The organism is Variovorax sp. GW821-FHT09B01, assembly GCF_059418345.1.
Window position 1 is genome coordinate 199,585 of the sequence record NZ_JBWKPQ010000003.1, and the last position, 22,673, is coordinate 222,257.

Consider the following 22,673-nt stretch of genomic DNA (forward strand, 5'->3'; position numbering starts at 1 on the left):
CGGGCCTTCAGCCTTGGTAAGGCGGAATTGGCCCTTGGTCCGAGGGCGCGGGCGGCGGCACGTCGCCGTGCTTCTGCCGTTCGCGGAACAGCGCGGCGCGCATCAGGAAGATGGTGGTGACGGGCGTGGTGAGCGCCACGAACAGCGCGATCAGGGTCGCGTGCAGGAACAGGCTGTGGCTCTGCACCGAGAAGTAGACGATGGTCGCGACCATCATCGACCACACGCCGCCGGTGGCGCCCAGGGTGGGCGCGTGGATGCGACGGAAGAAGCTCGGCAGCCGCACCAGGCCGAAGGAGCCGATGGCCGCGAAGGCCGCGCCCAGCACCGCGAACACGCCGGTGGCGATCTCGGCCCACAGCGGCAGCGGGCCCACGACGAAGTCGCTCATTCGATCACCTCCCCGCGCAGCAGGAACTTGGCCATTGCTGTCGAACTGACGAAGCCGAACAGCGCGATCAGCATTGCGGCGCCGAAGTAGACGTCGCTCGCGTAGACGATGCCCAGCACCAGCATCATCAGCATGCCGTTGATGTAGAGGCAGTCGAGCGCCATCACGCGGTCTTGGGCGGTGGGGCCGATCAGCAGGCGCGCGACGGCGCACAGCATCGCCACCGCGAGCAGGAACAGCGCGAACTTGAGCGACCAGAAGAGGATGGGCGTCATGATTCGAAGATCTCCATCAGCGGACGTTCGTAGCGGCTCTTGATCTGGGCGATGAAGGCCGCCTCGTCGTCGAGGTCGAAGACGTGGATCAGCAGGGTGCTGCGGTCGAAAGCCACCTCGCCCCAGGCGGTGCCGGGCGTGAGGCACATGATCATCGCGAGCACCGCGAGGCCGTTGGGGTCGCGCAGGTCCAGCGGTATGCGCAGGAAGTTCGAATGGATCTGGTCGCTGCGGCGCGTGAGCAGCGCGCGCGCCACCGCGAACACCGACAGCGACATGTCGTAGAGCACGACGCCGGCCAGCCGCAGCGCCACGCCGGGCCGGCGCATGCGCACGGTGGCGGGCCGCAGGCCCTTGGTCAGCAGCGGCACGGCGACGGCCAGCAGCAGGCCCGACACCAGGGTGCTGGCCTCGAGCGACTGGTTGAGCAGCAGCCAGACGACGAGCAGCGCGACCGACAGCGGCGGGGACGGGATCAGGCGCTTCATGGCGTGCCGGCCTTCGTATCGCCCTTGGCAGCAGCGGGCACCGGGTTCGGCACCTGCCGCGCGCTCATCACCGCTTCGCGGTAGGCGCTCGGCGTGCGCAGGCCCTCGGCGGTGGCCATCGCGTGGCGCAGCACCGGCTCGGACCAGACGGTGAGCGCGATGCAGGCCGCGATCAGCCCGGCCACCGGCAGCACCTCGAGCGCGGGCAGCGAGGGCAGGTTGGCATGCGGCTGGGTCCAGAAATGGCGGATGCCGGTGCGGGTCAGCGCGATCAGCGCGAGGAAGCCCGAGGCGATCAGCAGCACGAGGAAGGTCCAGTCGGCGGTGGTGAGCGCGCTGGCGCTGCCCATCAGCCCCGAGAGCATCGCGAACTTGCCGACGAAGCCCGACAGCGGCGGCAGGCCGGTGAGCAGCAGCGTGCAGATCATGAAGCTCAGGCCGAGGAAGGCCACGCCGGCCGGAATGGCCCGTCCGTAGAGCGCCTGCGCGTTGTCGTCGAGGTTCACGTCGTCGAGCGCGCGCAGGTCCTCGGCCAGGAAGGGCGCGTTGCCCGCGGCCTCGTGCGGCGCCACGCTCATGCCGGCGTTGCGCCAGCGCTCGATCATGTCGATCAAGAGGAAGAAGGCGGCCACCGCGAGCGTGGAGCTCAGCAGGTAGAACAGCGCGCCGGCCCAGACATCGGGCTGGCCCAGCCCGACCGCGGTGAGCAGCGTGCCGGCCGAGATCAGCACGCTGAAGCCCGCGAGGTTCGACAGCCGCTGCGTGCCGACGATGCCGATGGCCGCGACGAACAGGGTGGCGAGGCCGGCGCCGATCAGCACCACCTGGCCGAACTCGGCCGAGGCGCCGGTGTCGGGCGCGAACAGCACGGTCCACAGCCGCAGCACGGTGTAGACGCCGAGCTTGGTGAGCAGCGCGAACACCGCGCCCACCGGCGACACCGCCGCGCTGTAGGCCGGCACCAGCCAGAAGTTGAGCGGCCAGGCCCCGGCCTTGGCGAAGAAGGCGGTGAACAAAATGGCCGCGGCCGCGTGCACCAGGCCGCGGTCGCCGGGCGCGAGCTGGGCGATGCGCAGCCCCAGGTCGGCCATGTTGAGCGTGCCGGTGGCGCCATACAGCATGGCCGCGCCGATCAGGAACAGCGAGGAGGCGGCGAGGTTGATCGCGATGTAGTGCAGCCCGGCCTGCACCCGCAGCCGGCCCGAGCCGTGCAGCAGCAGGCCGTAGGAGGCGGCCAGCATGACCTCGAAGAACACGAACAGGTTGAACAGGTCGCCGGTGAGGAAGGCGCCGTTCAGGCCCATGAGCTGCAGCTGCAGCAGCGGATGGAAGTGCACGCCCGCGCGGTCCCAGCGCGAGGTGGAATAGATCGAGGCGGCGAAGGCGATCACCCCGGTCAGCGCCACCATCATGGTCGAGAGCCGGTCGGCCACCAGCACGATGCCGAAGGGCGCGCGCCAGTTGCCCGGCAGGTAGATGCCGATCGAGCCCGGGCCGCCGCCGGTGTCGGCGGCGTTGACCCAGCGCAGCAGCGCGAGCGCGGCCATGAGGCCCACCAGGCCCGAGACCACGCTGAGGAAGGACTTGGTGCGGCGGCGCTGCTCGCCCAAGAGCAGCATCAGCGCGGCCGTGAGCATCGGCACCAGGATCGGCACCGCCACCAGGTGCGGCATGCTGATCTCGAGCAGATGGTCGAGCAGGCGGAAGAGCTCGGTCATTCGCGCGCCTCCTCCTGCTCCTGGCGTTCCTCGCCGTCCACGTGGTCGGTGCCGGTCAGGCCGCGCGAGGCCAGCAGCACCACCAGGAACAGCGCGGTCATCGCGAAGCCGATCACGATCGCGGTGAGCACCAGCGCCTGCGGCATCGGGTCGGCCGTGTTGGCCAGCGTGGCCGCGAAGCCGGGGATCAGCACCGGCTCGCTGTCGACCTTGAGCCGGCCCATGCTGAAGATGAAGAGATTGACCGCGTACGAGATCAGGGTCAGGCCCATGATGACCTGGAAGGTGCGCGGACGCAGCAGCAGGTAGACACCCGAGCCGGTCAGCACGCCAATGGCGAGGGCGAGCACGATCTCCATCAGCGCGCTCCCTCCGGCGTGGCGCCGGCCGCCAGCGCATCTGCTTCGGCCTGCGCCTCCTTCTCGGCTTGCTCGTCGGCCCAGCGATGGCTGCGCACCGACTGGTGCGCGAGCGCGGTGAGGATCAGCATGGTGGCACCGAGCACCAGCGCGAACACGCCGATGTCGAAGAACAGGGCGCTGGGCACGTGGATGTCGCCGAGCACCGGCAGGTGCAGGTGGGCGGTGTGCGTGGTCAGGAAGGGGTAGCCGAAGAAGACCGCACCGCTGCCGGTACCGAGCGCGAACAGCAGGCCGATGGCGATCCAGCGGCGCGGGTAGATGCGCAGGTGTTCCTCCACCCACTCGGTGCCCGAGACGATGAACTGCAGCACCAGCGCCACCGACATCACCAGCCCCGCGACGAAGCCGCCGCCGGGCGCGTTGTGGCCGCGCATGAAGAGATAGACCGCCACCAGCACCGACAGCGGCAGCAGCAGGCGCACCAGCACCGCGGGCACCATCAGGTAGCCGACGGCGGTGTCCTTGGCGCGGCGCGGGTTCAGCAGGTCGCTGCTGCCGTCGTCGGCCTGGGCGCGCTGCTGCGGCGGCAGCGCCATCGACTCGACCGCGGGCCGGAAGCGGCGCAGCAGCGCATAGACGGTGAGCGCCACCACGCCGAGCACGGTGATCTCGCCGAAGGTGTCGAAGCCGCGGAAGTCGACCAGCATCACGTTGACCACGTTGGTGCCGCCGCCCTCGCTGAGCGCGCGCTCGAGGAAGAAGGGCGAGATGCTCTGCGGGAAGGTGCGCGTCATCATGGCCCAGGCCAGTGCCGCCATGCCGCAGCCCGCGACGGTGGCCACCAGCAGGTCGCGGCCGCGCCGGCCCCAGGGACGCAGGCGCGCGCTCGCGGTCTGCACCGCGTCCTTGCTGCGCATCGGCAGCCAGCGCAGGCCCAGCAGGATCAGCACCGTGGTCACGGCCTCGACCACCAGTTGCGTGAGCGCGAGGTCGGGCGCCGAGAACCAGATGTAGGTCACGCACGAGACCAGGCCCGCACCCGCGGCCAGCATCAGCGCCGCGAGCCGGTGGAACTTGGCCTGCCAGGCGGCGGCCAGCGCGCAGACGCCGCCGATCAGCCAGGTCATGGCGAACATCGGCGAGAAGGGCAGCAGCTCGCGCGTGCCGGCGGCCGCGGGCGTCTGCTTGAGCGCGGCGAAGGCGCCGGCCACGGCCACCACCACGAGCAGCAGCAGCTGGGTCTGCATGCGGCGCGTGCCGAACAGGCGGCGGCTGCGGCGGCCGGCCTCGCTCAGCAGCGCGATCAGGTGCTCGAAGATCACCTGGCCGTCGAAGCGGTGCAAGAGCGGCGTGTGCTCGAGGCCGCCGGCCGCGCGCTGGCGGCGCTGCAGCAGGTAGAGCCCCGCGCCGCCCGCCAGGGCGACGAAGCTCATCAGGAGCGGCAGGTTGAAGCCGTGCCACACGGCCAGGCTGTACTCGGGCAGGATGCCGCCGACCACGGGCGCCGCCGCGGCGGCCAGCATCGGGCCGACCGACCAGGCCGGCGCCACGCCCACCACCAGGCAGATCAGCACCAGCAGCTCGACCGGCACGCGCATCCAGTGCGGCGGCTCGTGCGGCGGCTTGGGCACCTCGTTGCCGCAGGGCGCGCCGAAGAACACGTCGAACACGAAGCGCGCCGAGTAGGCCACGCTGAAGATGCCGGCCAGCGTGGCGATCAGCGGCAGGCTGAAGTCGACCCAGGGCGTGGACTGGATGAACACCGTCTCGGCGAAGAACATCTCCTTCGAGAGAAAGCCGTTGAGCAGCGGCACGCCGGCCATCGAGGCGCTGGCGATGATGGCCAGCGTGCCCGTGATCGGCATCAGCTTCATCAGGCCGCTGAGCTTGCGGATGTCGCGCGTGCCGGTCTCGTGGTCGATGATGCCGGCGGCCATGAACAGCGAGGCCTTGAAGGTCGCGTGGTTCATGACGTGGAACACCGCCGCCACCGCCGCGAGCGGGCTGTTGAGGCCCAGCAGCAGGGTGATGAGGCCGAGGTGCGAGATGGTCGAGTAGGCCAGCAGCGCCTTCAGGTCGCGCTGGAACATCGCGATGAAGCCGCCGAGCAGCAGCGTGATCGCGCCCGCGCCGCCCACCAGCCAGAACCACTGCTCGGTGCCGGAGAGCACGGGCCACAGCCGCGCCATCAGGAACACGCCGAGCTTCACCATGGTGGCCGAGTGCAGGTAGGCCGACACCGGCGTGGGCGCGGCCATGGCGCGCGGCAGCCAGAAGTGGAACGGGAACTGCGCGCTCTTGGTGAAGGCGCCCAGCAGGATCAGCACCAGCGCCACCGGGTAGAGCGCGTGGGCGCGGATCACGTCGCCCGAGGCCAGCACCACGTCGAGCTCGTAGCTGCCGACGATGCGGCCCAGCACCAGCACGCCGGCCAGCAGGCACAGCCCGCCCGCGCCGGTGACCGTGAGCGCCATGCGCGCGCCGCGCCGGGCGTCGCGCCGGTGGTGCCAGTAACCGATGAGGAGGAAAGAGAACAGGCTGGTGAGCTCCCAGAACAGCACCATCTGGATCAGGTTGCCCGAGAGCACCACGCCCATCATCGCGCCCATGAACGCGAGGAAGAACGAGAAGAAGCGCGGCACCGGGTCGGAGGCCGACATGTAGTAGCGCGCATACAGCACCACCAGCGTGCCGATGCCCAGCACCAGCATGCAGAACAGCCAGGCGAAGCCGTCCATTCGGAACACGAGGTTCAGGCCCAGCGCGGGCAGCCATTCGATCTCGTGGCGCAGCACGTTGCCGTTGGCGAGCCGGGGGAACAGCCACGCCGTCTGCACCGCGCAGCCCAGCGCGACCAGCCCCGCGAGCGTGGACTCCCGGTTGCGCGCGTTCGACGGCATCAAGGCCGCCAGCACGCTGGCAACGAATGGGAGTGCGACGAGCAGGACGAGGGGCATTGCGGTCGATTCTATCGGCCGCCTCTATGGCGGACCCTATCTATAACCGCAGGACATAAGGCGGTTTTTTCGTGGTCGATCAGGCCGACAAGGCCTGCACGGTGCGGATGCCCAGCCAGGTCAGGCACAGCGATCCGCCCAGGTGCGCGGCGGCCGTGACCAGGGCCACGCCGAGCCGGCCTTCGAGCAGCATGGTCGTGACTTCGGCCGAGAAGCTCGAGAAGGTGGTGAGGCCGCCGAGGAAGCCGGTCACCAGTGCGAGCCGCCAGACCGGATCGAGGTCCGGCAGCAACTGGAAGGTGGCGATGGCCAGGCCGATGAGGTAGCCACCGATCAGGTTGGCGGCCAGCGTGCCCCAGGGCATGAGGCCGCCGGCGCCGAACCAGAGCGCGAGGCCCCAGCGGGACAGGGCGCCGATGGAGGCGCCGATGCAGATCGCGAGAATCGGAACGAGCATGCGGCGATTGTCGGGCCGGCGGGTGGAAGCTCAGGGCGCCATCTGTTGCGGCAGCCAGGTCACGAGCTGCGGCACGAAGTAGATGAGCAGCACCGCGGCCACCATCAGGAAGAACATCGGCAGCGTCACGCGCGCGATGTACAGCAGGTCCCTGCCGGTCATGCCCTGCAGCACGAACAGGTTGAAGCCCACCGGCGGCGTGATCTGCGCCATCTCGACCACCAGCACGATGAAGATGCCGAACCAGATCGGATCGATGCCCGCCGCGGTCACGGTCGGCATGATCACGCCCATGGTCAGCACCACCATCGAGATGCCGTCGAGGAAGCAGCCCAGCACGATGTAGAACAGCGCGAGCATCACCACGAGCTGGAATTTCGACAGGCCCAGCGAGCCGATCCACTCGGCCAGGTGGCGCGGCAGGCCGATGTAGCCCATGGCCAGCGTGAGGAAGGCCGCGCCCGCGAGGATCAGCGCCATCATGCAATACAGGCGCGTGGCGCCCAGCAGCGCTTCCTTGAAGCTGTGCCAGTTCAGCGAACCCTGCGCGGCGGAGATCACGATCGCGCCGACCACGCCGACGGCCGCGGCCTCGGTGGCCGTGGCGATGCCGGCGTAGATCGAGCCCAGCACGCTGAGGATCAGCAGCGCCACCGGGATCAGCGACATCGAGGCCTTGAGCTTCTCGACGAAGGGCAGCTTCGCGTCCGCGGGCGGCACGCGCTCGGGATGGCGCAGGGCCCAGAACGCGATGTAGCCCGAGAACAGCAGCGCCAGCAGGATGCCCGGCACGATGCCCGCGATGAACAGCCGCGCGATCGACACGTCGGCGCTGACGCCGTAGACGATCATGATGATCGACGGCGGGATCAGCAGCCCCAGCGTGCCCGCGCCGGCCAGCGTGCCGATCACCATGTCGTCGGGATAGCCACGGCGCTTGAGCTCGGGCAGGCTCATCTTGCCGATGGTGGCGCAGGTCGCCGCGCTCGAGCCCGAGACGGCCGCGAAGATCGCGCAGCCCACCACGTTGGTGTGCAGCAGCCGGCCCGGCAGCGCCTGCATCCAGGGCGCGAGGCCCTTGAACATGTCCTGCGACAGCCGTGTGCGGAACAGGATCTCCCCCATCCACACGAACAGCGGCAGCGCGGTGAGCGTCCAGCTCGAGGCCGAGCCCCAGATGGTGACGGCCATCGCGTCGCCCGCGGGGCGCGAGGAGAAGACCTGCATCGCGATCCATGCGACGCCCGAGAGCGTAAGGCCGATCCACACGCCGCTGCCCAGGATCAGGAACAGCGAGAGGATCAGCAAGCCGGCGATGGCGATGTCACTCATGGCGCAGCGCCTCCGTGCCCGCCACCTTGGCCGGGCGGCCGCGCCACTCGATCACGAACTCGTCGATCGCGGCGATCGCGAAGACGATGACGCCGAGCGCCATCGACAGCTGCGGAATCCACAGCGGGGTGGCGTCGTTGCTCGTGGAGATGTCGTGGTAGTCGAACGACTGCCAAGCCAGGCGCACGCTGTACCAGGCGAACAGCAGCGCCAGCAGCGCCGCCGCGCCCATGGCCCAGCGTTCGAGCCAGCGCTGCGCGGCGGGCGGCAGGTTCTGCAGCACCAGCGTCACGCGGATGTGCTCGGCGCGCTTGAGCGTATGGGCCAGCGCGAGGAAGCCCGCGCCGGCCATCAGGTAGCCGGCGTAGGCGTCGATGCCGGGGATGTTGAAGTGGAGCTGGCGGCCGATGATGGACAGGAGCACCGCCACCAGCAGGCCCACCATGAAAAGCGCCGCCAGGGCGGCGGCGCTCATGTAGAGAAAGTCGAGCGTCTTGCGCATCGGGTGCCGTCAGGAGGTCCGCTCACATCTTCTTGTAGGCCTCGACCACCGCCTGTCCCTCGGCGCCGGCCTTCTCGGTCCATTCCTTGATCATGGTGTCGCCGACCTTCTTCATGTCGGACTTGAGCTGGGCCGAGGGCACGTGCACCGTCATGCCGTTCTTCTTGAGCAGGTCGAGGTACTCGAGGTTCTTCTTCTTCGACAGGTCCCAGCCGCGCTTCTCGGCATCGGCCGCGGCCTTGAGCACGGCGTCCTGCGTGGGCTTGTCGAGCGCGTCGAAGGCCTTCTTGTTCATCAGCACCGCGTTCTTCGGCAGCCAGGCCTGGGTGTCGTAGAAGTTCTTGATGTACTCGTAGGTCTTGGTGTCGTAGCCGGTCGAGCCCGAAGACATGTACGACTCGATCACGCCGGTGGCCATGGCCTGCGAGAGTTCGGCCTGCTGCACGGTGACGGGCTGGGCGCCGACCAGCTCTCCGATGCGCGCGGTGGCGGGGCTGTAGGCGCGCCACTTCACGCCCTTGAGGTCGGCGGCCGAGGCGATCTCCTTCTTGACGAAGATGCCCTGCGGCGGCCAGGCCACCGTGTAGAGCAGCTGGATGCCCTGTTCGGCGAGCTTCTTCTCGAGCGCGGGCTTCTGCGCCTGGTAGAGCTTCCAGGCCGCGTCGTAGCTGTCGGCCAGGAAGGGGATGCCATCGGCACCGAAGAGCTGCCACTCGTTCTGGTAGTTCACCAGCAGGATCTCGCCGAGCTGCGCCTGGCCGCCCTGTACCGCGCGCTTGATCTCCGGCGCCTTGAACAGCGAGGCGTTCGAATGCACCGTGATCTTGAGCTTGCCCGCGCTGCCCTTGTCCACGTCGCTCGCGAACTGCGTGATGTTCTCGGTGTGGAAGTTGCTGGCCGGATAGGCGGTGGGCAGGTCCCACTTGGTCTGGGCGAAGGCCGCGGCGCCGAGGGTGAGGCCCGCGAGGGCAATGCCGAACTTGTGATTCATGAGCGCTCCGGTACGTGTGAAAGTGAAAACGAAAGCGAGCATACGTGCAAATTCCGGGCCACTTGCTGAGGCATTTCCCTGTCATGGCGCGCGCGGGCGTCGCGTGCGCGGGGTGGCTTCGGGATGAAGAAAGCCGCCGCGCGGAAGCTCCGCGGGCGGCCCTGGCGAGGCCCGCCGCGCGGCCTCGCGAACCCGTCATGGATCTGCCGATGCGGGTCTCGATCGGCCTCGTTCCTTACGGCTTGGCCGCGCTCTTGGTCGCCTTGTCGCTCTTGGCGGCCACGGGCGCTTCGCCACCCGCGTAGGCCTTGCCGTTGACCGTGAGGCCCTCGGCCGAGAGCTTGGCCGCGGCCTTCTCCTTCACGCCCTTCACGCGCTGCATGAGATCGGCCCAGTCCTTGAACTCGCCCTGCTTGCGCGCGTCGAGGATGCGCTTGGAGAGCGCGGGTCCCACGCCCTTGAGGCCATCGAGATCGGCTTCGCTGCCCTTGTTGACATCGACCGCCGCGAACGATGCGGCAGCGAACAGCAGGGCGGCCGTGGCCACGATTTTCTTGAACATGTTTGAACTCCCTCGTTGATGCTTTTGATGCGCCGACAAGACGTCGGCTTCGGCTCAACGAGGGCTCGGAACAGGGCGTTGACGGCCGCGCGCCAGCGGCCACCATTGTTCAGCAAGGTGATCGAAGGTCTCGCCTCCGAGGCCGATCAGAGCTCTTCGACGCGGCGCGGCGGATAGCTGTCCCAGGCCTGGCAGCCGGGGCAGTGCCAGAAGTACTGGTGCGCCTCGAAGCCGCAGGCCGCGCAGCGGTAGCGCATCAGCGGCCGCGTGGCCTGGTCGAGCGCGCGCTGCACCTGCGGATGGAACTGCTCGTGCTCGAAGCGTTCGCCCGCGAGCCAGCGCGAGGCTGCGACCAGCGAGGGCTGGTGCGCGAGGTGCGCGATGTAGCCGTCGCGCGGCACGGGCGCTTCGCCCTCGGCTTCGGGCGTGGTGCCGGCGGGCGCGCCGCCGAGCGCGATCAGCGCCTCGAGCACGTCGATCGACGGCGATTCGGCATAGCGGCGCTGCAGCAGCGCGAGCGCCTCGGGCGCGCGGTGCGCGGCCACGGCCGCCTGCTGCAGCGCGGCGGCGTACAGCGGCAGCGCGAGCGGCGCGGTGTCGCTCAGCGCCACCAGGGTGTCGAAGGCCGCGCCGGCTTCGCCGCTGCGCAGCTGCAGGGTCGCGGTGTCGATGGCGGGGCGCGGTGCCTGCGGTGCCTGGGCCACGGCCTGTTCGAGCAGGCGGCGCGCGGCCGCGAGGTCGCCCATGCCGACCTGTTCGGCGGCCTGCTCGCACAGGTGGTGCGCGCGGCGCGTGCCGTAGCTGGCCTGGTCGGACTCGTCGAGCTTGCGTGCCACGTCGGCGGCCTGGCTCCATTCGCGCGAGCGTTCATAGATGGCCAGCAGCGCAAGCCGGGCCTCGTTCTCGTAGCGCGTGCCCTCGAGCTTCTGCAGCGCGGCTTCGGCGCGGTCGAGCAGGCCGGCGCGCAGGAAGTCCTGCGCCAGCGCATGCTGGGCACGCTCGCGGTCGCTGCGGCTCAGGTCGCCCCGGCCGAGCAGGTGCTCGTGCACGCGCACCGCGCGCTGGTACTCGCCGCGGCGGCGGAACAGGTTGCCGAGCGCGAAGTGCAGCTCCTGCGTGTCGGGGTCGTTCTGCACCGCCTCGATGAAGGCGTCGATGGCCTGGTCCTGCTGCTCGTTGAGCAGGAAGTTGAGGCCGCGGAAGTAGGCCTTGGGGGCCTGGCGGTTCTCGAGCTTGAGCTGGCGGATGTCGAAGCGGGAGGCCAGCCAGCCCAGGACGAAGGCGACGGGCAGGCTGATCAGCAACCAGCTGGGATCAAAGTCCATGTTGGCGTACGGCGGGAAGGTCGGTGGCGGCGATGGTCGGCGCCGGGGTTGCCGCCGGCACGGCGGCCGGGGCGGAGGAGGCGGCGGCGCTGCCCGCGGTCGTGGCCGGCAGTTGCGCGGCGGCGCTACGGTGCTTCCACCAGCCCGGCAGCATGCCGAGCGCGCCCACCACGAGGCCGCCCGCGAAGGCGGCCAGCACGACCAGCACCAGCGGCGCGCGCCAGTAGGTGCCGAAGAAGAAATAGACGGTCGCGTCGTGCTGGTTGTTCAGCGCGAAGGCGAAGAGCGTAAAAAAAATGGCTGCCTTGAGCAGCCACAGGAGGTATTTCATGCGCGGTCCCGTTGGCGGGACGATTCTACGTTTGCACCTGCGCCGGACGGCCCGCGCCGATGGAGGGGGCCGTTGGCGGCTGGACTCAGGCCTTCGGCGTCGTCTTGATGCCGAGTTCGGCGCTGCGGGCGTCGACCGCCTCGCGCAAGGCCTTGCCGGGCTTGAAGTGCGGCACGCGCTTCTCGGGAATCTGCACGCTCTCGCCCGAACGCGGGTTGCGGCCGATGCGCGGCGGACGCCGGTTGACCGAGAAGCTGCCGAAGCCGCGGATCTCGATCCGGTGCCCGCGCACCAGGGCATCGCTCATCGCGTCGAGGATGGTCTTGACGGCGTATTCGGCATCCCGGTGGGTGAGTTGCGCAAAGCGCGCTGCGAGTTCTTCGACGAGGTCAGAGCGGGTCATAGGTCAAAGCAAAAAGCAGGGGCGAAAAAAAAGACAGAGAGGCCACCAGGGCCTGCTCTGTCTTCGGGCGACGGCTTACTTGTTGTCGCTGTTGTCGAGCTTGGCGCGCAGCAGGGCGCCCAGGCTCGTCGTGCCCGCGTTTTCGCGTGCCGACTGCTGGCTCAGGTTGGCCATGGCGCCTTGCTCGTCGACCATGTCCTTCTGCTTGATCGACAGCTGGATGTTGCGGGTCTTGCGATCCACGTTCACGACGATGGCGGTGACTTCGTCGCCTTCCTTCAGCACGTTGCGGGCATCTTCGACGCGGTCGCGCGAGATTTCCGAAGCACGGAGGTAGCCGATGATGTCTTCACCCAGGTCGATCTCGGCGCCGCGGGCGTCGACCGTCTTGACCTTGCCGGTCACGATCTGGCCCTTGTCGTTGACCGTGGTGAAGGTGGTGAACGGGTCGCTGTCGAGTTGCTTGATGCCCAGCGAGATGCGCTCGCGGTCGACGTCGACGGCCAGCACGATCGCTTCGACTTCCTGGCCCTTCTTGTAGTTGCGAACGGCGGTTTCGCCGGCTTCGTTCCACGAGAGGTCCGAGAGGTGAACCAGGCCATCGATGCCGGCAGCCAGACCCACGAACACGCCGAAGTCGGTGATCGACTTGATCGGGCCCTTGACGCGGTCGCCACGCTTCGTGTTCTGAGCGAACTCTTGCCACGGGTTGGCCTTGCACTGCTTCATGCCCAGGCTGATGCGGCGCTTGTCTTCGTCGATCTCGAGGACCATGACTTCGACTTCGTCGCCCAGCGAGACGATCTTGTTCGGAGCGATGTTCTTGTTGGTCCAGTCCATTTCGGAGACGTGCACCAGGCCTTCGATGCCGGGTTCGAGCTCGACGAACGCGCCGTAGTCGGCGATGTTCGTGACCTTGCCGAACAGGCGGGTCGATTGCGGGTAGCGGCGCGAAACGCCCATCCACGGGTCATCGCCCATTTGCTTAAGACCCAGCGAGACACGGTTCTTCTCGGTGTCGAACTTGAGGATCTTGGCGGTGATTTCCTGGCCGGCCTGAACGACTTCGCTCGGGTGGCGGACACGGCGCCATGCCATGTCGGTGATGTGCAGCAGGCCGTCGATGCCGCCGAGGTCCACGAACGCACCGTATTCGGTGATGTTCTTGACCACGCCGCGGACAACAGCGCCTTCCTTCAGGGTTTCCATCAGCTTGGCGCGTTCTTCGCCCATGCTGGCTTCGACCACGGCACGGCGCGACAGCACGACGTTGTTGCGCTTGCGGTCGAGCTTGATGACCTTGAATTCGAGGGTCTTGTTCTCGTACGGGGTCAGGTCCTTGATCGGACGCGTGTCGATCAGCGAGCCCGGCAGGAACGCGCGGATGCCGTTGACGAGCACCGTGAGGCCGCCCTTGACCTTGCCGCTGGTGGTGCCGGTGACGAAGTCGCCCGATTCCAGCGCCTTCTCGAGGGCCAGCCACGAAGCGAGACGCTTGGCGGTGTCGCGCGAGAGGATGGTGTCGCCGTAGCCGTTTTCAACGCTGCCGATGGCAACGGAAACGAAATCGCCGGCCTGGACTTCGAGCTCGCCCTTGTCGTTCTTGAACTCTTCGATCGGCACATACGCTTCGGACTTCAGACCGGCGTTGACGACGACGTGGTTGTGTTCGACACGCACGACTTCGGCCGTGATGACCTCGCCGGTGCGCATTTCGGAACGCTTCAGGGACTCTTCGAATAGGTCGGCAAAAGATTCAGACATTTATGGTTCCTTCCGTCAGGCAGGGTTGGCAGGCGCTCTTGCGACATTGCATGCGACTGCGCTGGATCTGGAGACGGCGGTTGGTTGTGGGCGGAAGCCCGGTTGGTTGAACAACCAGAAGGCCGGTGCGCTGTCGCGCGAAGGGAGCCTTCTGGAGCGGTAGGCGCCCCCCCGGAACACCCGGTGGGCGCGAGCCTTTCAAGCGGACTCGAAAGGCTGCACTTGTCGCCACCAGTCCAACACCGTGTCGATCGATTGCTCGATCGAGAGCTGGGAGTTGTCGAGGTGGCGCGCGTCCTGCGCCGGCTTCAAAGGGGCGACGCTGCGGGACGAGTCCCGGGCGTCACGCGCCTCCAGATCGGAGCGAAGACTGTCGAGTGTAGTCGAAATACCCTTTGAAATCAACTGCTTATGGCGCCGCTCGGCGCGCTGGGCGGCGCTCGCGGTCAGGAACACCTTGAGCGCGGCGTCGGGGAAGATCACCGTGCCCATGTCGCGGCCGTCGGCCACCAGGCCCGGCAGCTGGCGAAAGCGCTGCTGCAGGCCCAGCAGGGCCTCGCGCACGGCCGGCAGCGTGGAGACGCGCGAGGCGTCCATGCCGGCGGCCTCGGAGCGGATCAGCTCGCTGACGTCCTCGCCGTCCAGCAGCACCTTGCCCTCGGTGAACTGCAGCGGCAGGGCAGCGGCCAGCGCGGCGATCTGCGCCTCGTGCGCGGCGTCGGCGCTCAGGCCGGCGCGGCGCATGGCCAGCCCGGTCACGCGGTAGAGCGAGCCCGAATCGAGGTAGTGGTAGCCCAGCAGGCGCGCGACTTCGGAGGCCAGCGTGCCCTTGCCCGAGGCGGTCGGGCCGTCGATGCTGATCACCGGGATGTCGGCGGCCGTGGAGACCGAGAACAGGGTCTCGAAGTAGTCGGGGAAGGTCTTGGCGACGCAGTGCGGCTCGAGGATGCGCACCGGCACCCGTGCCGGGTTGAAGGCGGCGAGCGAGAAGCACATCGCGACCCGGTGGTCGTCGTAGGTGCGGATGCTCGCGGGCCGCCAGCCGGCCGGCGCCAGCGGATGCACGCGGATGAAGTCGGGCCCGGCCTCGACCGTGGCGCCGAGCTTGCGCAGCTCGTTGGCCATGGCGTCGATGCGGTCGGTTTCCTTGACCCGCCAGCTCGCGATGTTGCGCAGGGTGCTGGGGCCGTCGGCGTAGAGCGCCATCACGGCCAGCGTCATCGCCGCGTCGGGGATGTGGTTGGCGTCGAGGTCGATGGCCTTGAGCGGCCAGGCGCCGCGGCGCACCGCGAGCCAGTTCGGGCCGCTGTCGATCTCGGCGCCCATCTGGCGCGCGGCGTCGACGAAACGGATGTCGCCCTGGATCGAATCGGCGCCCACGCCCTCGATCCGGATGCCGTCGGCCCCGGAAGCGGCCGTTGCGATGGCGCCCAGCGCGATGAAATAGCTGGCGGACGAGGCGTCTGCCTCGACATGGATGTCGCCCGGCGAGCGGTAGCGGCTGCCGGCGGGGATCGTGAAGCGCTCCCAGCCGTCGCGCCGCACCGCGATGCCGAAGCGCGCCAGCAGGTTCAGCGTGATCTCGATGTAGGGCTTGGAGATCAGCTCGCCGACGACTTCGATCGTGATGTCGCTTGCCGCTGCGAGGGGTAAGGCGAGCAGCAGGGCGGTCAGGAACTGGCTCGAGACGTCGCCGCGCACGCGGATCGGGGCGTCGAGCACCAGCTCGCCATGCGGTACCGGATGGATGCGCAGCGGCGGATAGCCGGGATTGCCGAGGTAGTCGATGCGGCAACCCAACTGGGTGAGGGCATCGACCAGGTCGCCGATCGGGCGCTCGTGCATGCGCGGCACGCCGCGCAGCTCGAATTCGCCGCCCAGCAGCGACAGCGCCGCCGTCAGCGGCCGCATTGCCGTGCCGGCATTGCCGAGGAACAGCGACAGCAGCTCGGTGTTGCCGATCGCCCGGCCGCCGATGCCGGTGATGCGCACCAGCGTGCCGGCGGGTTCGACGCCGCAGCCCAGCGCGCGCAGCGCATCGAGCATGACGCGGGTGTCGTCCGAGTCGAGCACGTCGTGCAGGGTGGTGGTGCCGCTCGCGAGCGCGGCCAGCAGCAGCACGCGGTTCGAGATGCTCTTGGAGCCGGGCAACTGCACCGTGCCCGAGGCACCGGTGAGCGCGGGGAGATCGAGGAAGGCCGAGGCGTACATCTCAGGCGTCCTGCTGCGAATCGTGCGACGACGAGGCGCCGGGCTGCCAGGCGCCTCGCACGCGGCGGGCGCGCTCGATCGACTGCTCGAGAGCCTGCGATTCGCCCTCGGCCATGGCGTTCTCCATCTCGAGCAGCGCGGCGCGGAAGGCGCGCGACTGCGCCAGTACCTGCTCGCGGTTGGCCAGCAGCACGTCGCGCCACATCACGGGGTCGCTCGCGGCGATGCGCGAGAAGTCGCGAAAGCCCGGGCCCGCCAGGCTCAGGAAGCGCTCGCCCTGCGGCTGGCCGGCGAGGCCGTTGACATAGGCGAAGGCCAGCAGGTGCGGCAGGTGGCTCACGGCGGCGAAGGTGCTGTCGTGCTCCTCGTGGGTCATGGTGAGCACGTTGGCGCCGATGCCGCTCCAGACCTGCGAGGCGCGCTGCACGTTCGAGCGCAGCGTGGACTTGATCGGGGTGAGCACCACGTGGCGGCCGGTGAACAGCGAGGCCTCGGCATGCTCGATGCCCGAGACTTCCTTGCCCGCGATCGGGTGTGCCGGCACGAAGTTGCCGAGCTGGCCCTGCAGGCCGCGGCGCGCGGCCTCGATGACGTCGCCCTTGGTGGAGCCGACGTCCATCACCAGCGCGTCGCTGCCGATGCCGTGGCGGATCGCCTTGAAGGTGGCTTCCGAGGCCGCCACCGGCACGGCCAGCAGCACGATGTCGGCGCCCGACACCGCCAACAGCGCCGAGGGCGCGGCGACGTCGATCACGCCGAGCTGCCGGGCTCGTTCCGTGGTGGAGGGCGACTTGCTGTAGCCCACCACCCGTTTCACCAGCTTGGCGCGCTTCAGCGCCAGCGCGAAGGAGCCGCCTATCAGGCCGCAGCCGATCAATCCCAGTTGCTCGAACATGTGCTTGCTTGCGACGGACTCAGGCCTTGACGGGGTAGGCGCCGAGCACCTTGTAGAACGCGCAGAGACCGCGCAGTTCGGCCAGCGCCGCGGCCACGTTGGGCTGCGAGGGATGGCCGTCGAGGTCGATGTAGAAGTAGTACTCCCACTGCCCGGTGCGCGCGGGGCGCGACTCGAAGCGGGTCATCGACACGTTGTTGACCTTCAGCGGCACCAGCAGGTCGTGCACCGCGCCCGGCCGGTTGGGCACCGACACGATCAGGCTGGTGCAGTCGCGGCCCGAGGCGGGCGGCATCGCGAGCGTCTGCGGCAGGCAGATCACCGAGAAGCGGGTGCGGTTGTAGGAGTCGTCCTGGATCGCGTGGGCCACGATGTGCAGCCCGAAGCGCGTGGCGGCGCGCTCACCGGCCAGCCCCGCGAACGCCGGGTTGGCGGCCGCGAGGCGCGCGCCCTCGGCATTGCTCGACACGGCGCGGCGCTCGGCATGCGGCAGGTGCTTGGTCAGCCAGCCCTGGCACTGGGCCAGCGCCTGCGGATGGGCCAGCACGGCCTCGATGCCCTCGAGCGAATTGCTGCTGCGCAGCAGGTGGTGGCGCACCAGCAGGCTGACCTCGCCGACCACGTGGGTGGGCGAGTGCAGGAACAGGTCGAGCGAGCGCGTGACCACGCCCTCGGTCGAGTTCTCGACGCCGACCACGCCGTACTGGGCGCTGCCGGCGGCGGTGGCGTGGAAGACCTCGTCGAAGCTGGCGCAGTAGATCAGGTCGGCGGCGCCGCCGAAGTACTCGATGGCCGCCTGCTCGCAGAAGGTGCCTTCGGGGCCGAGCACCGCCACGCGCTGCGGCGACTCGAGCGCCAGGCAGGCCGACATGATCTCGCGCCAGATGGCGGCCACGTGCAGGTCCTTGAGCGGACCGCCGTTGCCCTTCTGCATCTTGTCGATGACCTGGGCCACCCGGTCGGGGCGGAAGAACGGCGTGCCTTCGCGCTTCTTCACTTCGCCGACCAGCTCCGCCACATGAGCCCGCTCGTTGAGCAGGCGCAGCAGTTGCTGGTCGAGCGAATCGATCTGCACGCGCAGATCGGCGAGGCTTTCGGAATGGTCGGGGGAGGAGGGCTGGGTAGGAGCTGGGGCGGTCATCGGTGAGGTTCGCGCGCGTCTAGGCGTGCGACCGCTCGAATTCTCGCATGTAGCTCACCAGGGCCTGCACGCCTTCCAGGGGCATGGCGTTGTAGAGGCTGGCACGCATGCCGCCCACCGACTTGTGGCCCTTGAGCTGCAGCAGCCCGGCCGCGCGGGCGCCCGACAGGAAGGCCTCGTTGCGGGCCTCGTCGCGCAGGAAGAACGGAATGTTCATGCGCGAGCGGCAGCCCGGGTCGATCTTGTTCAGGTAGAAGGACGACGCATCGATGAAGTCGTACAGCAGCTTCGCCTTGGCGATGTTGCGCTGCTCCATCGCGGCCACGCCGGTCGCCGTGCCTTCGGTCTGCTCGCGCAGCCACTGGAACGTGAGCCCCGCCATGTAGATGCCCCAGGTCGGCGGGGTGTTGTACATGGACTGGTTGTCGGCCACGGTCTTGTAGTTGAACGCGCTCGGGCAGATCTCGAGGGCATGGCCCAGCAGGTCCTCGCGCACGACGACGATCGTGAGCCCGGCCGGGCCGAGGTTCTTCTGCGCACCGCCGAAGGCCAGGCCGACGCGGCTCCAGTCGACGCCGCGCGAGGCGACGTGCGAGGAGAAGTCGATCACCAGCGGCGCCTTGCTGCCGAGGGCGGCGAGGTCGGGCAGCTCGTGGAATTCGATGCCGTTGATGGTCTCGTTGCTGCACAGGTGCACGTACGAGGCATCGCCGGACAGCTGCCAGCTCGCGGGATCGGGCAGGCGCGTGTGCTGGTCGTCGGCGTTGCTCGCGGCCACGCGCGCGCTGCAGTAGCGCTGCGCTTCCTTGTGCGACTTGATGCTCCAGCTGCCGGTGATCACGAAGTCGACCGTGCCGCCGCGCGACAGGTTCAGCGGCACGATCGCGTTCTCGCCGAGGCCGCCGCCCTGCATGAACAGGATCCGGAAGTTGGCGGGCACCGCCAGCAGCGCGCGCAGGTCGGCTTCGGCCTGCGCATAGATCTCGCCGAACTCCTTGCCGCGATGGCTCATCTCCATCACGCTCATGCCGCTGCCGTGCCAGTCGAGCATTTCGGCGGCGGCGCGTTGCAGCACCGCCTCGGGCATGGCGGCGGGGCCCGCGGAGAAGTTGTAGGGGCGCGGGCCGGCCGGCTTCTGCGGGGCGTTCACGTCACTTCTTGGCGGGAGCCTTGGCCGGTGCCTTGGCGGGCGCGGACGGCGCTTCGGTCGGGGCACCCAGCGCCTTGGCGACGTTGGTGTCGAGCGCCTGCATCTTCGGCTCGATGGAGCTGCGGGTCTCGGCCACCAGCTTTTCCGTCAGCGCGGTCTGCATCTTGGGGTTCAGGTCCTGGTACTTCTTGCTCAGCGGCGAGTTGATCCAGGCCAGCAGCTGCTTGAGCTCGTCTTCGGTGAAGGACTGCTCGAGCAGCGGGGTCAGCGTGGTCGGGGCCAGTTGCACGGCCTTGTCGCGCACGATCGGGTAGGCCTCGTCGTAGTACTTCTTGAGCTCGGCATCGGCGGCCTTGGCGGCGGCTTCGCGCTTGGCTTCGGGCACCTGGGTCTGCAGGTACTGCGAACCGGCCTGCGCGATCGGGGCGCTCGACTGCTCGACCAGGCCGCGGGCCAGGGCCTCGATGCCGGGGCGCTGCAGGTCGAGGAACTGCTTGATGAGCGTGGCCTTGTCCTGGGCCAGGGCGCCCATCGAACTGCCAGCCAGGGCGATGGTCAGGAGTGCGAGCTTGATTTGTTTTTTCACTGAGGATTCTCCGTTGAAGATGTGGAAGTGTCGTCTGCGCCGGGCTCGGGTTCGCCATTGGCATCGTTTTCGACGATACGTTGCAGCCCGCTGAGTTTGGCACCTTCGTCGAGCCCGATCAGCGTAACGCCTTGCGTCGCGCGACCCAGTTCACGAATCTCGGCGACTCGGGTGCGCACCAGCACGCCCTTGTCGGTGATGAGCATGATCTCATCGTCCGAATGCACGAGTGTGGCGGCAACGACCTTGCCGTTTCGCTCACTCTGTTGAATCGCGATCATGCCTTTGGTTCCACGGCCGTGGCGCGTGTATTCCGTAATGCTTGTTCGCTTTCCGTAACCATTTTCCGTGGCCGTGAGCACGCTCTGCTGCTCGTCCTCGGCCACCAGCATGGCGATCACGCCCTGGCCTTCCTCGAGCATCATGCCGCGCACGCCGCGTGCGTTGCGGCCCATCGGGCGCACGTCGTTCTCGTCGAAGCGCACCGCCTTGCCGCCGTCGCTGAACAGCATCACGTCGTGCTTGCCGTCGGTGAGGGCGGCGCCGATCAGGTAGTCGCCCGCGTCGAGGTCGACCGCGATGATGCCGGCCTTGCGCGGGTTGTTGAACTCGTCGAGCGTGGTCTTCTTGACGGTGCCCATCGAGGTCGACATGAACACGTACTGGTCGGCCGGGAAGTTGCGCTTCTCGCCCGTGAGCGGCAGCGCGACGTTGATCTTCTCGCCCTCGGCCAGCGGGAACATGTTGACGATCGGGCGGCCGCGCGAGCCGCGCGAGCCCGCCGGCACTTCCCACACCTTGAGCCAGTAGAGCCGGCCGCGGTTCGAGAAGCACAGGATGTAGTCGTGCGTGTTGGCGATGAAGAGCTGGTCGATCCAGTCGTCTTCCTTGGTGGTGGTGGCCTGCTTGCCGCGGCCGCCGCGCTTCTGCGCCCGGTATTCGCCGAGCGGCTGGCTCTTGATGTAGCCGCTGTGCGAGAGCGTCACCACCATGTCGGTGGGGGTGATCAGGTCTTCGGTCGAAAGGTCGAAGGCGCTGTGCTCGACGAGGCTGCGGCGCGCGCCGACCTTCGACTGGCCGAACTCCTGCTTGAGGGCGCCGAGTTCGTCGCCGATGATGGTCGAGACGCGCTCGGGCTTGGCCAGGATGTCGAGCAGGTCGTCGATCTCGGCCATCACTTCCTTGTACTCGGCGACGATCTTGTCCTGCTCCAGGCCGGTCAGGCGCTGCAGGCGCATCTGCAGAATTTCCTGGGCCTGCGTTTCCGAGAGGCGGTAGAGGCCGTCGTTGCCCATGCCGAACTCGCGCTCGAGGCCTTCGGGACGGTAGTCGTCGGCGCTGATCACGCCGCCATCGGCGCGCGTGCGGGTGAGCATCTCGCGCACCAGCTTGCTGTCCCAGCTGCGCGCCATCAGCTCGGCCTTGGCGACCGGCGGGGTCGGGGCGTTGCGGATGATGGCGATGAAGTCGTCGATGTTCGCCAGCGCCACCGCCAGGCCTTCGAGCACGTGGCCGCGGTCGCGGGCCTTGCGCAGGTTGAAGACCGTGCGGCGCGTCACCACTTCGCGGCGGTGCTGCAGGAAGACCTCGATCAGGTCCTTGAGGTTGCACAGCTTCGGCTGGCCGTCGACCAGCGCCACCATGTTGATGCCGAAGGTGTCCTGCAGCTGGGTCTGCTTGTAGAGGTTGTTGAGCACCACCTCGGGCACTTCGCCGCGCTTGAGCTCGATGACCAGGCGCATGCCCGACTTGTCGGACTCGTCCTGGATGTGGCTGATGCCCTCGATCTTCTTCTCGTGGACCAGCTCGGCCATGCGCTCCTGCAGCGTCTTCTTGTTGACCTGGTAGGGGAGCTCGTCGACGATGATCGCCTGGCGCTGGCCGCGGTCGATGTCCTCGAAGTGGCACTTGGCGCGCATCACGACCTTGCCGCGGCCGGTGCGGTAGCCGTCCTTCACGCCGTTGATGCCGTAGATGATGCCGGCCGTGGGGAAGTCGGGCGCCGGCACGATCTCCATCAGCTCGTCGATGCTGGCCTGCGGGTTGCGCAGCAGGTGCAGGCAGGCGTCCACCACTTCATTGAGGTTGTGCGGCGGAATATTGGTGGCCATGCCGACCGCAATACCGCCGGAGCCATTGACCAGCAAATTCGGCAGCCGGCTCGGCAGCACGGCCGGTTCCTTTTCGGATCCGTCGTAATTGTCCTGGAAATCGATCGTTTCCTTGTCGATATCGGCCAGCATTTCATGCGCGATTTTGGCCAGCCGGATTTCCGTATACCGCATTGCGGCCGCGTTGTCGCCATCCACGGACCCGAAGTTGCCCTGGCCGTCGACCAGCATGTGCCGCATCGAGAAGTCCTGGGCCAGCCGCACGATGGTGTCGTAGACCGACTGGTCGCCGTGCGGGTGGTACTTGCCGATCACGTCGCCGACGATACGGGCCGACTTCTTGTACGGCCGGTTCCAGTCGTTGTTGAGCTCGTGCATCGCGTAGAGCACGCGGCGATGCACCGGCTTGAGGCCGTCCCTCGCGTCGGGAAGGGCGCGGCCCACGATCACGCTCATGGCGTAATCGAGATAACTGCGGCGCATTTCCTCTTCGAGACTGATGGGCAGGGTTTCTTTGGCGAAGGACGTCATTGAGCGAGAGGCTGGCGGCAGGAAGGCGAAATTTTACGCTGTGAGGGGTGTCGCACCGCCGCAACACAAGGGCTCTATTCCGCCTCCGTCCTACGCTTCGTGGCCGCCGTGCGGCCTGTTTGCCAAAGACCCTATGGCACAATCGCCTCAACGTTTTGGGTGGTGGTCACTTAAAGCGTCCTTGATTCGC

21 protein-coding genes are annotated in these 22,673 nt (G+C 68.2%); all 21 read right to left on the minus strand.

Annotated elements, in window-relative coordinates; all coding sequences use genetic code 11:
- Nucleotides 1-7: 7 nt before the first annotated feature.
- Nucleotides 8-391 carry a monovalent cation/H(+) antiporter subunit G gene (gene mnhG, locus AC07RV_RS12350; RefSeq protein ID WP_093349234.1) on the minus strand — a complete coding sequence of 128 codons (384 nt, stop codon included), beginning with the start codon at nucleotides 389-391 and terminating at the stop codon, nucleotides 8-10.
- Nucleotides 388-666 carry a K+/H+ antiporter subunit F gene (locus AC07RV_RS12355; RefSeq protein WP_057589592.1) on the minus strand — a complete coding sequence of 93 codons (279 nt, stop codon included), beginning with the start codon at nucleotides 664-666 and terminating at the stop codon, nucleotides 388-390. Before AC07RV_RS12355 ends, mnhG begins: the two co-directional genes overlap by 4 nt.
- Entirely contained in the window at nucleotides 663-1,154 is a 492-nt protein-coding gene (locus AC07RV_RS12360) for a Na+/H+ antiporter subunit E (RefSeq protein ID WP_093349237.1), read from the minus strand. Before AC07RV_RS12360 ends, AC07RV_RS12355 begins: the two co-directional genes overlap by 4 nt.
- Nucleotides 1,151-2,872, minus strand: coding sequence for a monovalent cation/H+ antiporter subunit D (locus tag AC07RV_RS12365; protein WP_296781681.1), 1,722 nt, complete (start codon nucleotides 2,870-2,872; stop codon nucleotides 1,151-1,153). Before AC07RV_RS12365 ends, AC07RV_RS12360 begins: the two co-directional genes overlap by 4 nt.
- Entirely contained in the window at nucleotides 2,869-3,231 is a 363-nt protein-coding gene (locus AC07RV_RS12370; protein ID WP_057589595.1) for a Na+/H+ antiporter subunit C, read from the minus strand. The genes AC07RV_RS12365 and AC07RV_RS12370 overlap by 4 nt, the downstream gene beginning before the upstream one ends.
- Nucleotides 3,231-6,191 carry a monovalent cation/H+ antiporter subunit A gene (locus AC07RV_RS12375; protein WP_296781682.1) on the minus strand — a complete coding sequence of 987 codons (2,961 nt, stop codon included), beginning with the start codon at nucleotides 6,189-6,191 and terminating at the stop codon, nucleotides 3,231-3,233. Before AC07RV_RS12375 ends, AC07RV_RS12370 begins: the two co-directional genes overlap by 1 nt.
- A gap of 79 nt (nucleotides 6,192-6,270) precedes the next feature.
- Nucleotides 6,271-6,648, minus strand: coding sequence for a fluoride efflux transporter CrcB (crcB, locus tag AC07RV_RS12380; RefSeq protein WP_093349245.1), 378 nt, complete (start codon nucleotides 6,646-6,648; stop codon nucleotides 6,271-6,273).
- Nucleotides 6,649-6,678: 30 nt separating this feature from the next.
- A complete protein-coding gene (locus AC07RV_RS12385) occupies nucleotides 6,679-7,980 on the minus strand; it encodes a TRAP transporter large permease (protein ID WP_492713622.1) in 1,302 nt (433 codons plus the stop codon).
- The gene (locus AC07RV_RS12390) at nucleotides 7,973-8,482 is read right to left on the minus strand and encodes a TRAP transporter small permease (protein ID WP_093343416.1); all 510 of its coding nucleotides are present in this window, start codon (nucleotides 8,480-8,482) and stop codon (nucleotides 7,973-7,975) included. Before AC07RV_RS12390 ends, AC07RV_RS12385 begins: the two co-directional genes overlap by 8 nt.
- A gap of 22 nt (nucleotides 8,483-8,504) precedes the next feature.
- Complete coding sequence (locus AC07RV_RS12395; RefSeq protein ID WP_093343415.1) at nucleotides 8,505-9,473, minus strand: TRAP transporter substrate-binding protein; 969 nt, start codon at nucleotides 9,471-9,473, stop codon at nucleotides 8,505-8,507.
- 235 nt (nucleotides 9,474-9,708) lie between these two features.
- On the minus strand, nucleotides 9,709-10,035 hold the full coding sequence (locus AC07RV_RS12400) for a ComEA family DNA-binding protein (protein WP_296778694.1): 327 nt from the start codon (nucleotides 10,033-10,035) through the stop codon (nucleotides 9,709-9,711).
- A gap of 146 nt (nucleotides 10,036-10,181) precedes the next feature.
- Nucleotides 10,182-11,360: a lipopolysaccharide assembly protein LapB gene (lapB, locus tag AC07RV_RS12405; protein ID WP_296778690.1), complete on the minus strand. Its 1,179-nt coding sequence runs from the start codon at nucleotides 11,358-11,360 to the stop codon at nucleotides 10,182-10,184.
- The gene (locus AC07RV_RS12410; protein WP_209541139.1) at nucleotides 11,350-11,691 is read right to left on the minus strand and encodes a LapA family protein; all 342 of its coding nucleotides are present in this window, start codon (nucleotides 11,689-11,691) and stop codon (nucleotides 11,350-11,352) included. The genes lapB and AC07RV_RS12410 overlap by 11 nt, the downstream gene beginning before the upstream one ends.
- An 85-nt stretch (nucleotides 11,692-11,776) precedes the next feature.
- Nucleotides 11,777-12,094, minus strand: a complete 318-nt coding sequence (locus AC07RV_RS12415) for an integration host factor subunit beta (protein WP_057589604.1) — start codon at nucleotides 12,092-12,094, stop codon at nucleotides 11,777-11,779.
- A 75-nt stretch (nucleotides 12,095-12,169) separates the two neighbouring features.
- Entirely contained in the window at nucleotides 12,170-13,858 is a 1,689-nt protein-coding gene (gene rpsA, locus AC07RV_RS12420; RefSeq protein ID WP_093343410.1) for a 30S ribosomal protein S1, read from the minus strand.
- Between the two features lie 198 nt (nucleotides 13,859-14,056).
- Nucleotides 14,057-16,069 carry a bifunctional 3-phosphoshikimate 1-carboxyvinyltransferase/cytidylate kinase gene (locus AC07RV_RS12425; protein WP_296778683.1) on the minus strand — a complete coding sequence of 671 codons (2,013 nt, stop codon included), beginning with the start codon at nucleotides 16,067-16,069 and terminating at the stop codon, nucleotides 14,057-14,059.
- Between the two features lies 1 nt (nucleotide 16,070).
- Nucleotides 16,071-16,964 (minus strand): prephenate dehydrogenase, encoded by an 894-nt coding sequence (locus AC07RV_RS12430; protein WP_296778681.1) that lies wholly within the window; start codon nucleotides 16,962-16,964, stop codon nucleotides 16,071-16,073.
- A gap of 19 nt (nucleotides 16,965-16,983) precedes the next feature.
- A complete protein-coding gene (gene pheA, locus AC07RV_RS12435) occupies nucleotides 16,984-18,105 on the minus strand; it encodes a prephenate dehydratase (protein WP_093343406.1) in 1,122 nt (373 codons plus the stop codon).
- A gap of 19 nt (nucleotides 18,106-18,124) precedes the next feature.
- Complete coding sequence (gene serC, locus AC07RV_RS12440) at nucleotides 18,125-19,255, minus strand: 3-phosphoserine/phosphohydroxythreonine transaminase (protein WP_296778678.1); 1,131 nt, start codon at nucleotides 19,253-19,255, stop codon at nucleotides 18,125-18,127.
- A 1-nt stretch (nucleotide 19,256) separates the two neighbouring features.
- Complete coding sequence (locus AC07RV_RS12445; protein WP_256222547.1) at nucleotides 19,257-19,841, minus strand: DUF2059 domain-containing protein; 585 nt, start codon at nucleotides 19,839-19,841, stop codon at nucleotides 19,257-19,259.
- Nucleotides 19,838-22,483 (minus strand): DNA gyrase subunit A, encoded by a 2,646-nt coding sequence (gene gyrA, locus AC07RV_RS12450; RefSeq protein WP_093343403.1) that lies wholly within the window; start codon nucleotides 22,481-22,483, stop codon nucleotides 19,838-19,840. The genes AC07RV_RS12445 and gyrA overlap by 4 nt, the downstream gene beginning before the upstream one ends.
- Nucleotides 22,484-22,673 lie beyond the last annotated feature (190 nt).

Excerpts from the sequence above, each read along its gene's own strand:
- mnhG (WP_093349234.1), bottom strand. The coding sequence starts at position 391 with ATGAGCGACTTCGTCGTGGGCCCGCTGCCGCTGTGGGCCGAGATCGCC.
- AC07RV_RS12355 (WP_057589592.1), bottom strand. The coding sequence starts at position 666 with ATGACGCCCATCCTCTTCTGGTCGCTCAAGTTCGCGCTGTTCCTGCTC.
- AC07RV_RS12360 (WP_093349237.1), bottom strand. The coding sequence starts at position 1,154 with ATGAAGCGCCTGATCCCGTCCCCGCCGCTGTCGGTCGCGCTGCTCGTC.
- AC07RV_RS12365 (WP_296781681.1), bottom strand. The coding sequence starts at position 2,872 with ATGACCGAGCTCTTCCGCCTGCTCGACCATCTGCTCGAGATCAGCATG.
- AC07RV_RS12370 (WP_057589595.1), bottom strand. The coding sequence starts at position 3,231 with ATGGAGATCGTGCTCGCCCTCGCCATTGGCGTGCTGACCGGCTCGGGT.
- AC07RV_RS12375 (WP_296781682.1), bottom strand. The coding sequence starts at position 6,191 with ATGCCCCTCGTCCTGCTCGTCGCACTCCCATTCGTTGCCAGCGTGCTG.
- crcB (WP_093349245.1), bottom strand. The coding sequence starts at position 6,648 with ATGCTCGTTCCGATTCTCGCGATCTGCATCGGCGCCTCCATCGGCGCC.
- AC07RV_RS12385 (WP_492713622.1), bottom strand. The coding sequence starts at position 7,980 with ATGAGTGACATCGCCATCGCCGGCTTGCTGATCCTCTCGCTGTTCCTG.
- AC07RV_RS12390 (WP_093343416.1), bottom strand. The coding sequence starts at position 8,482 with ATGCGCAAGACGCTCGACTTTCTCTACATGAGCGCCGCCGCCCTGGCG.
- AC07RV_RS12395 (WP_093343415.1), bottom strand. The coding sequence starts at position 9,473 with ATGAATCACAAGTTCGGCATTGCCCTCGCGGGCCTCACCCTCGGCGCC.
- AC07RV_RS12400 (WP_296778694.1), bottom strand. The coding sequence starts at position 10,035 with ATGTTCAAGAAAATCGTGGCCACGGCCGCCCTGCTGTTCGCTGCCGCA.
- lapB (WP_296778690.1), bottom strand. The coding sequence starts at position 11,360 with ATGGACTTTGATCCCAGCTGGTTGCTGATCAGCCTGCCCGTCGCCTTC.
- AC07RV_RS12410 (WP_209541139.1), bottom strand. The coding sequence starts at position 11,691 with ATGAAATACCTCCTGTGGCTGCTCAAGGCAGCCATTTTTTTTACGCTC.
- AC07RV_RS12415 (WP_057589604.1), bottom strand. The coding sequence starts at position 12,094 with ATGACCCGCTCTGACCTCGTCGAAGAACTCGCAGCGCGCTTTGCGCAA.
- rpsA (WP_093343410.1), bottom strand. The coding sequence starts at position 13,858 with ATGTCTGAATCTTTTGCCGACCTATTCGAAGAGTCCCTGAAGCGTTCC.
- AC07RV_RS12425 (WP_296778683.1), bottom strand. The coding sequence starts at position 16,069 with ATGTACGCCTCGGCCTTCCTCGATCTCCCCGCGCTCACCGGTGCCTCG.
- AC07RV_RS12430 (WP_296778681.1), bottom strand. The coding sequence starts at position 16,964 with ATGTTCGAGCAACTGGGATTGATCGGCTGCGGCCTGATAGGCGGCTCC.
- pheA (WP_093343406.1), bottom strand. The coding sequence starts at position 18,105 with ATGACCGCCCCAGCTCCTACCCAGCCCTCCTCCCCCGACCATTCCGAA.
- gyrA (WP_093343403.1), bottom strand. The coding sequence starts at position 22,483 with ATGACGTCCTTCGCCAAAGAAACCCTGCCCATCAGTCTCGAAGAGGAA.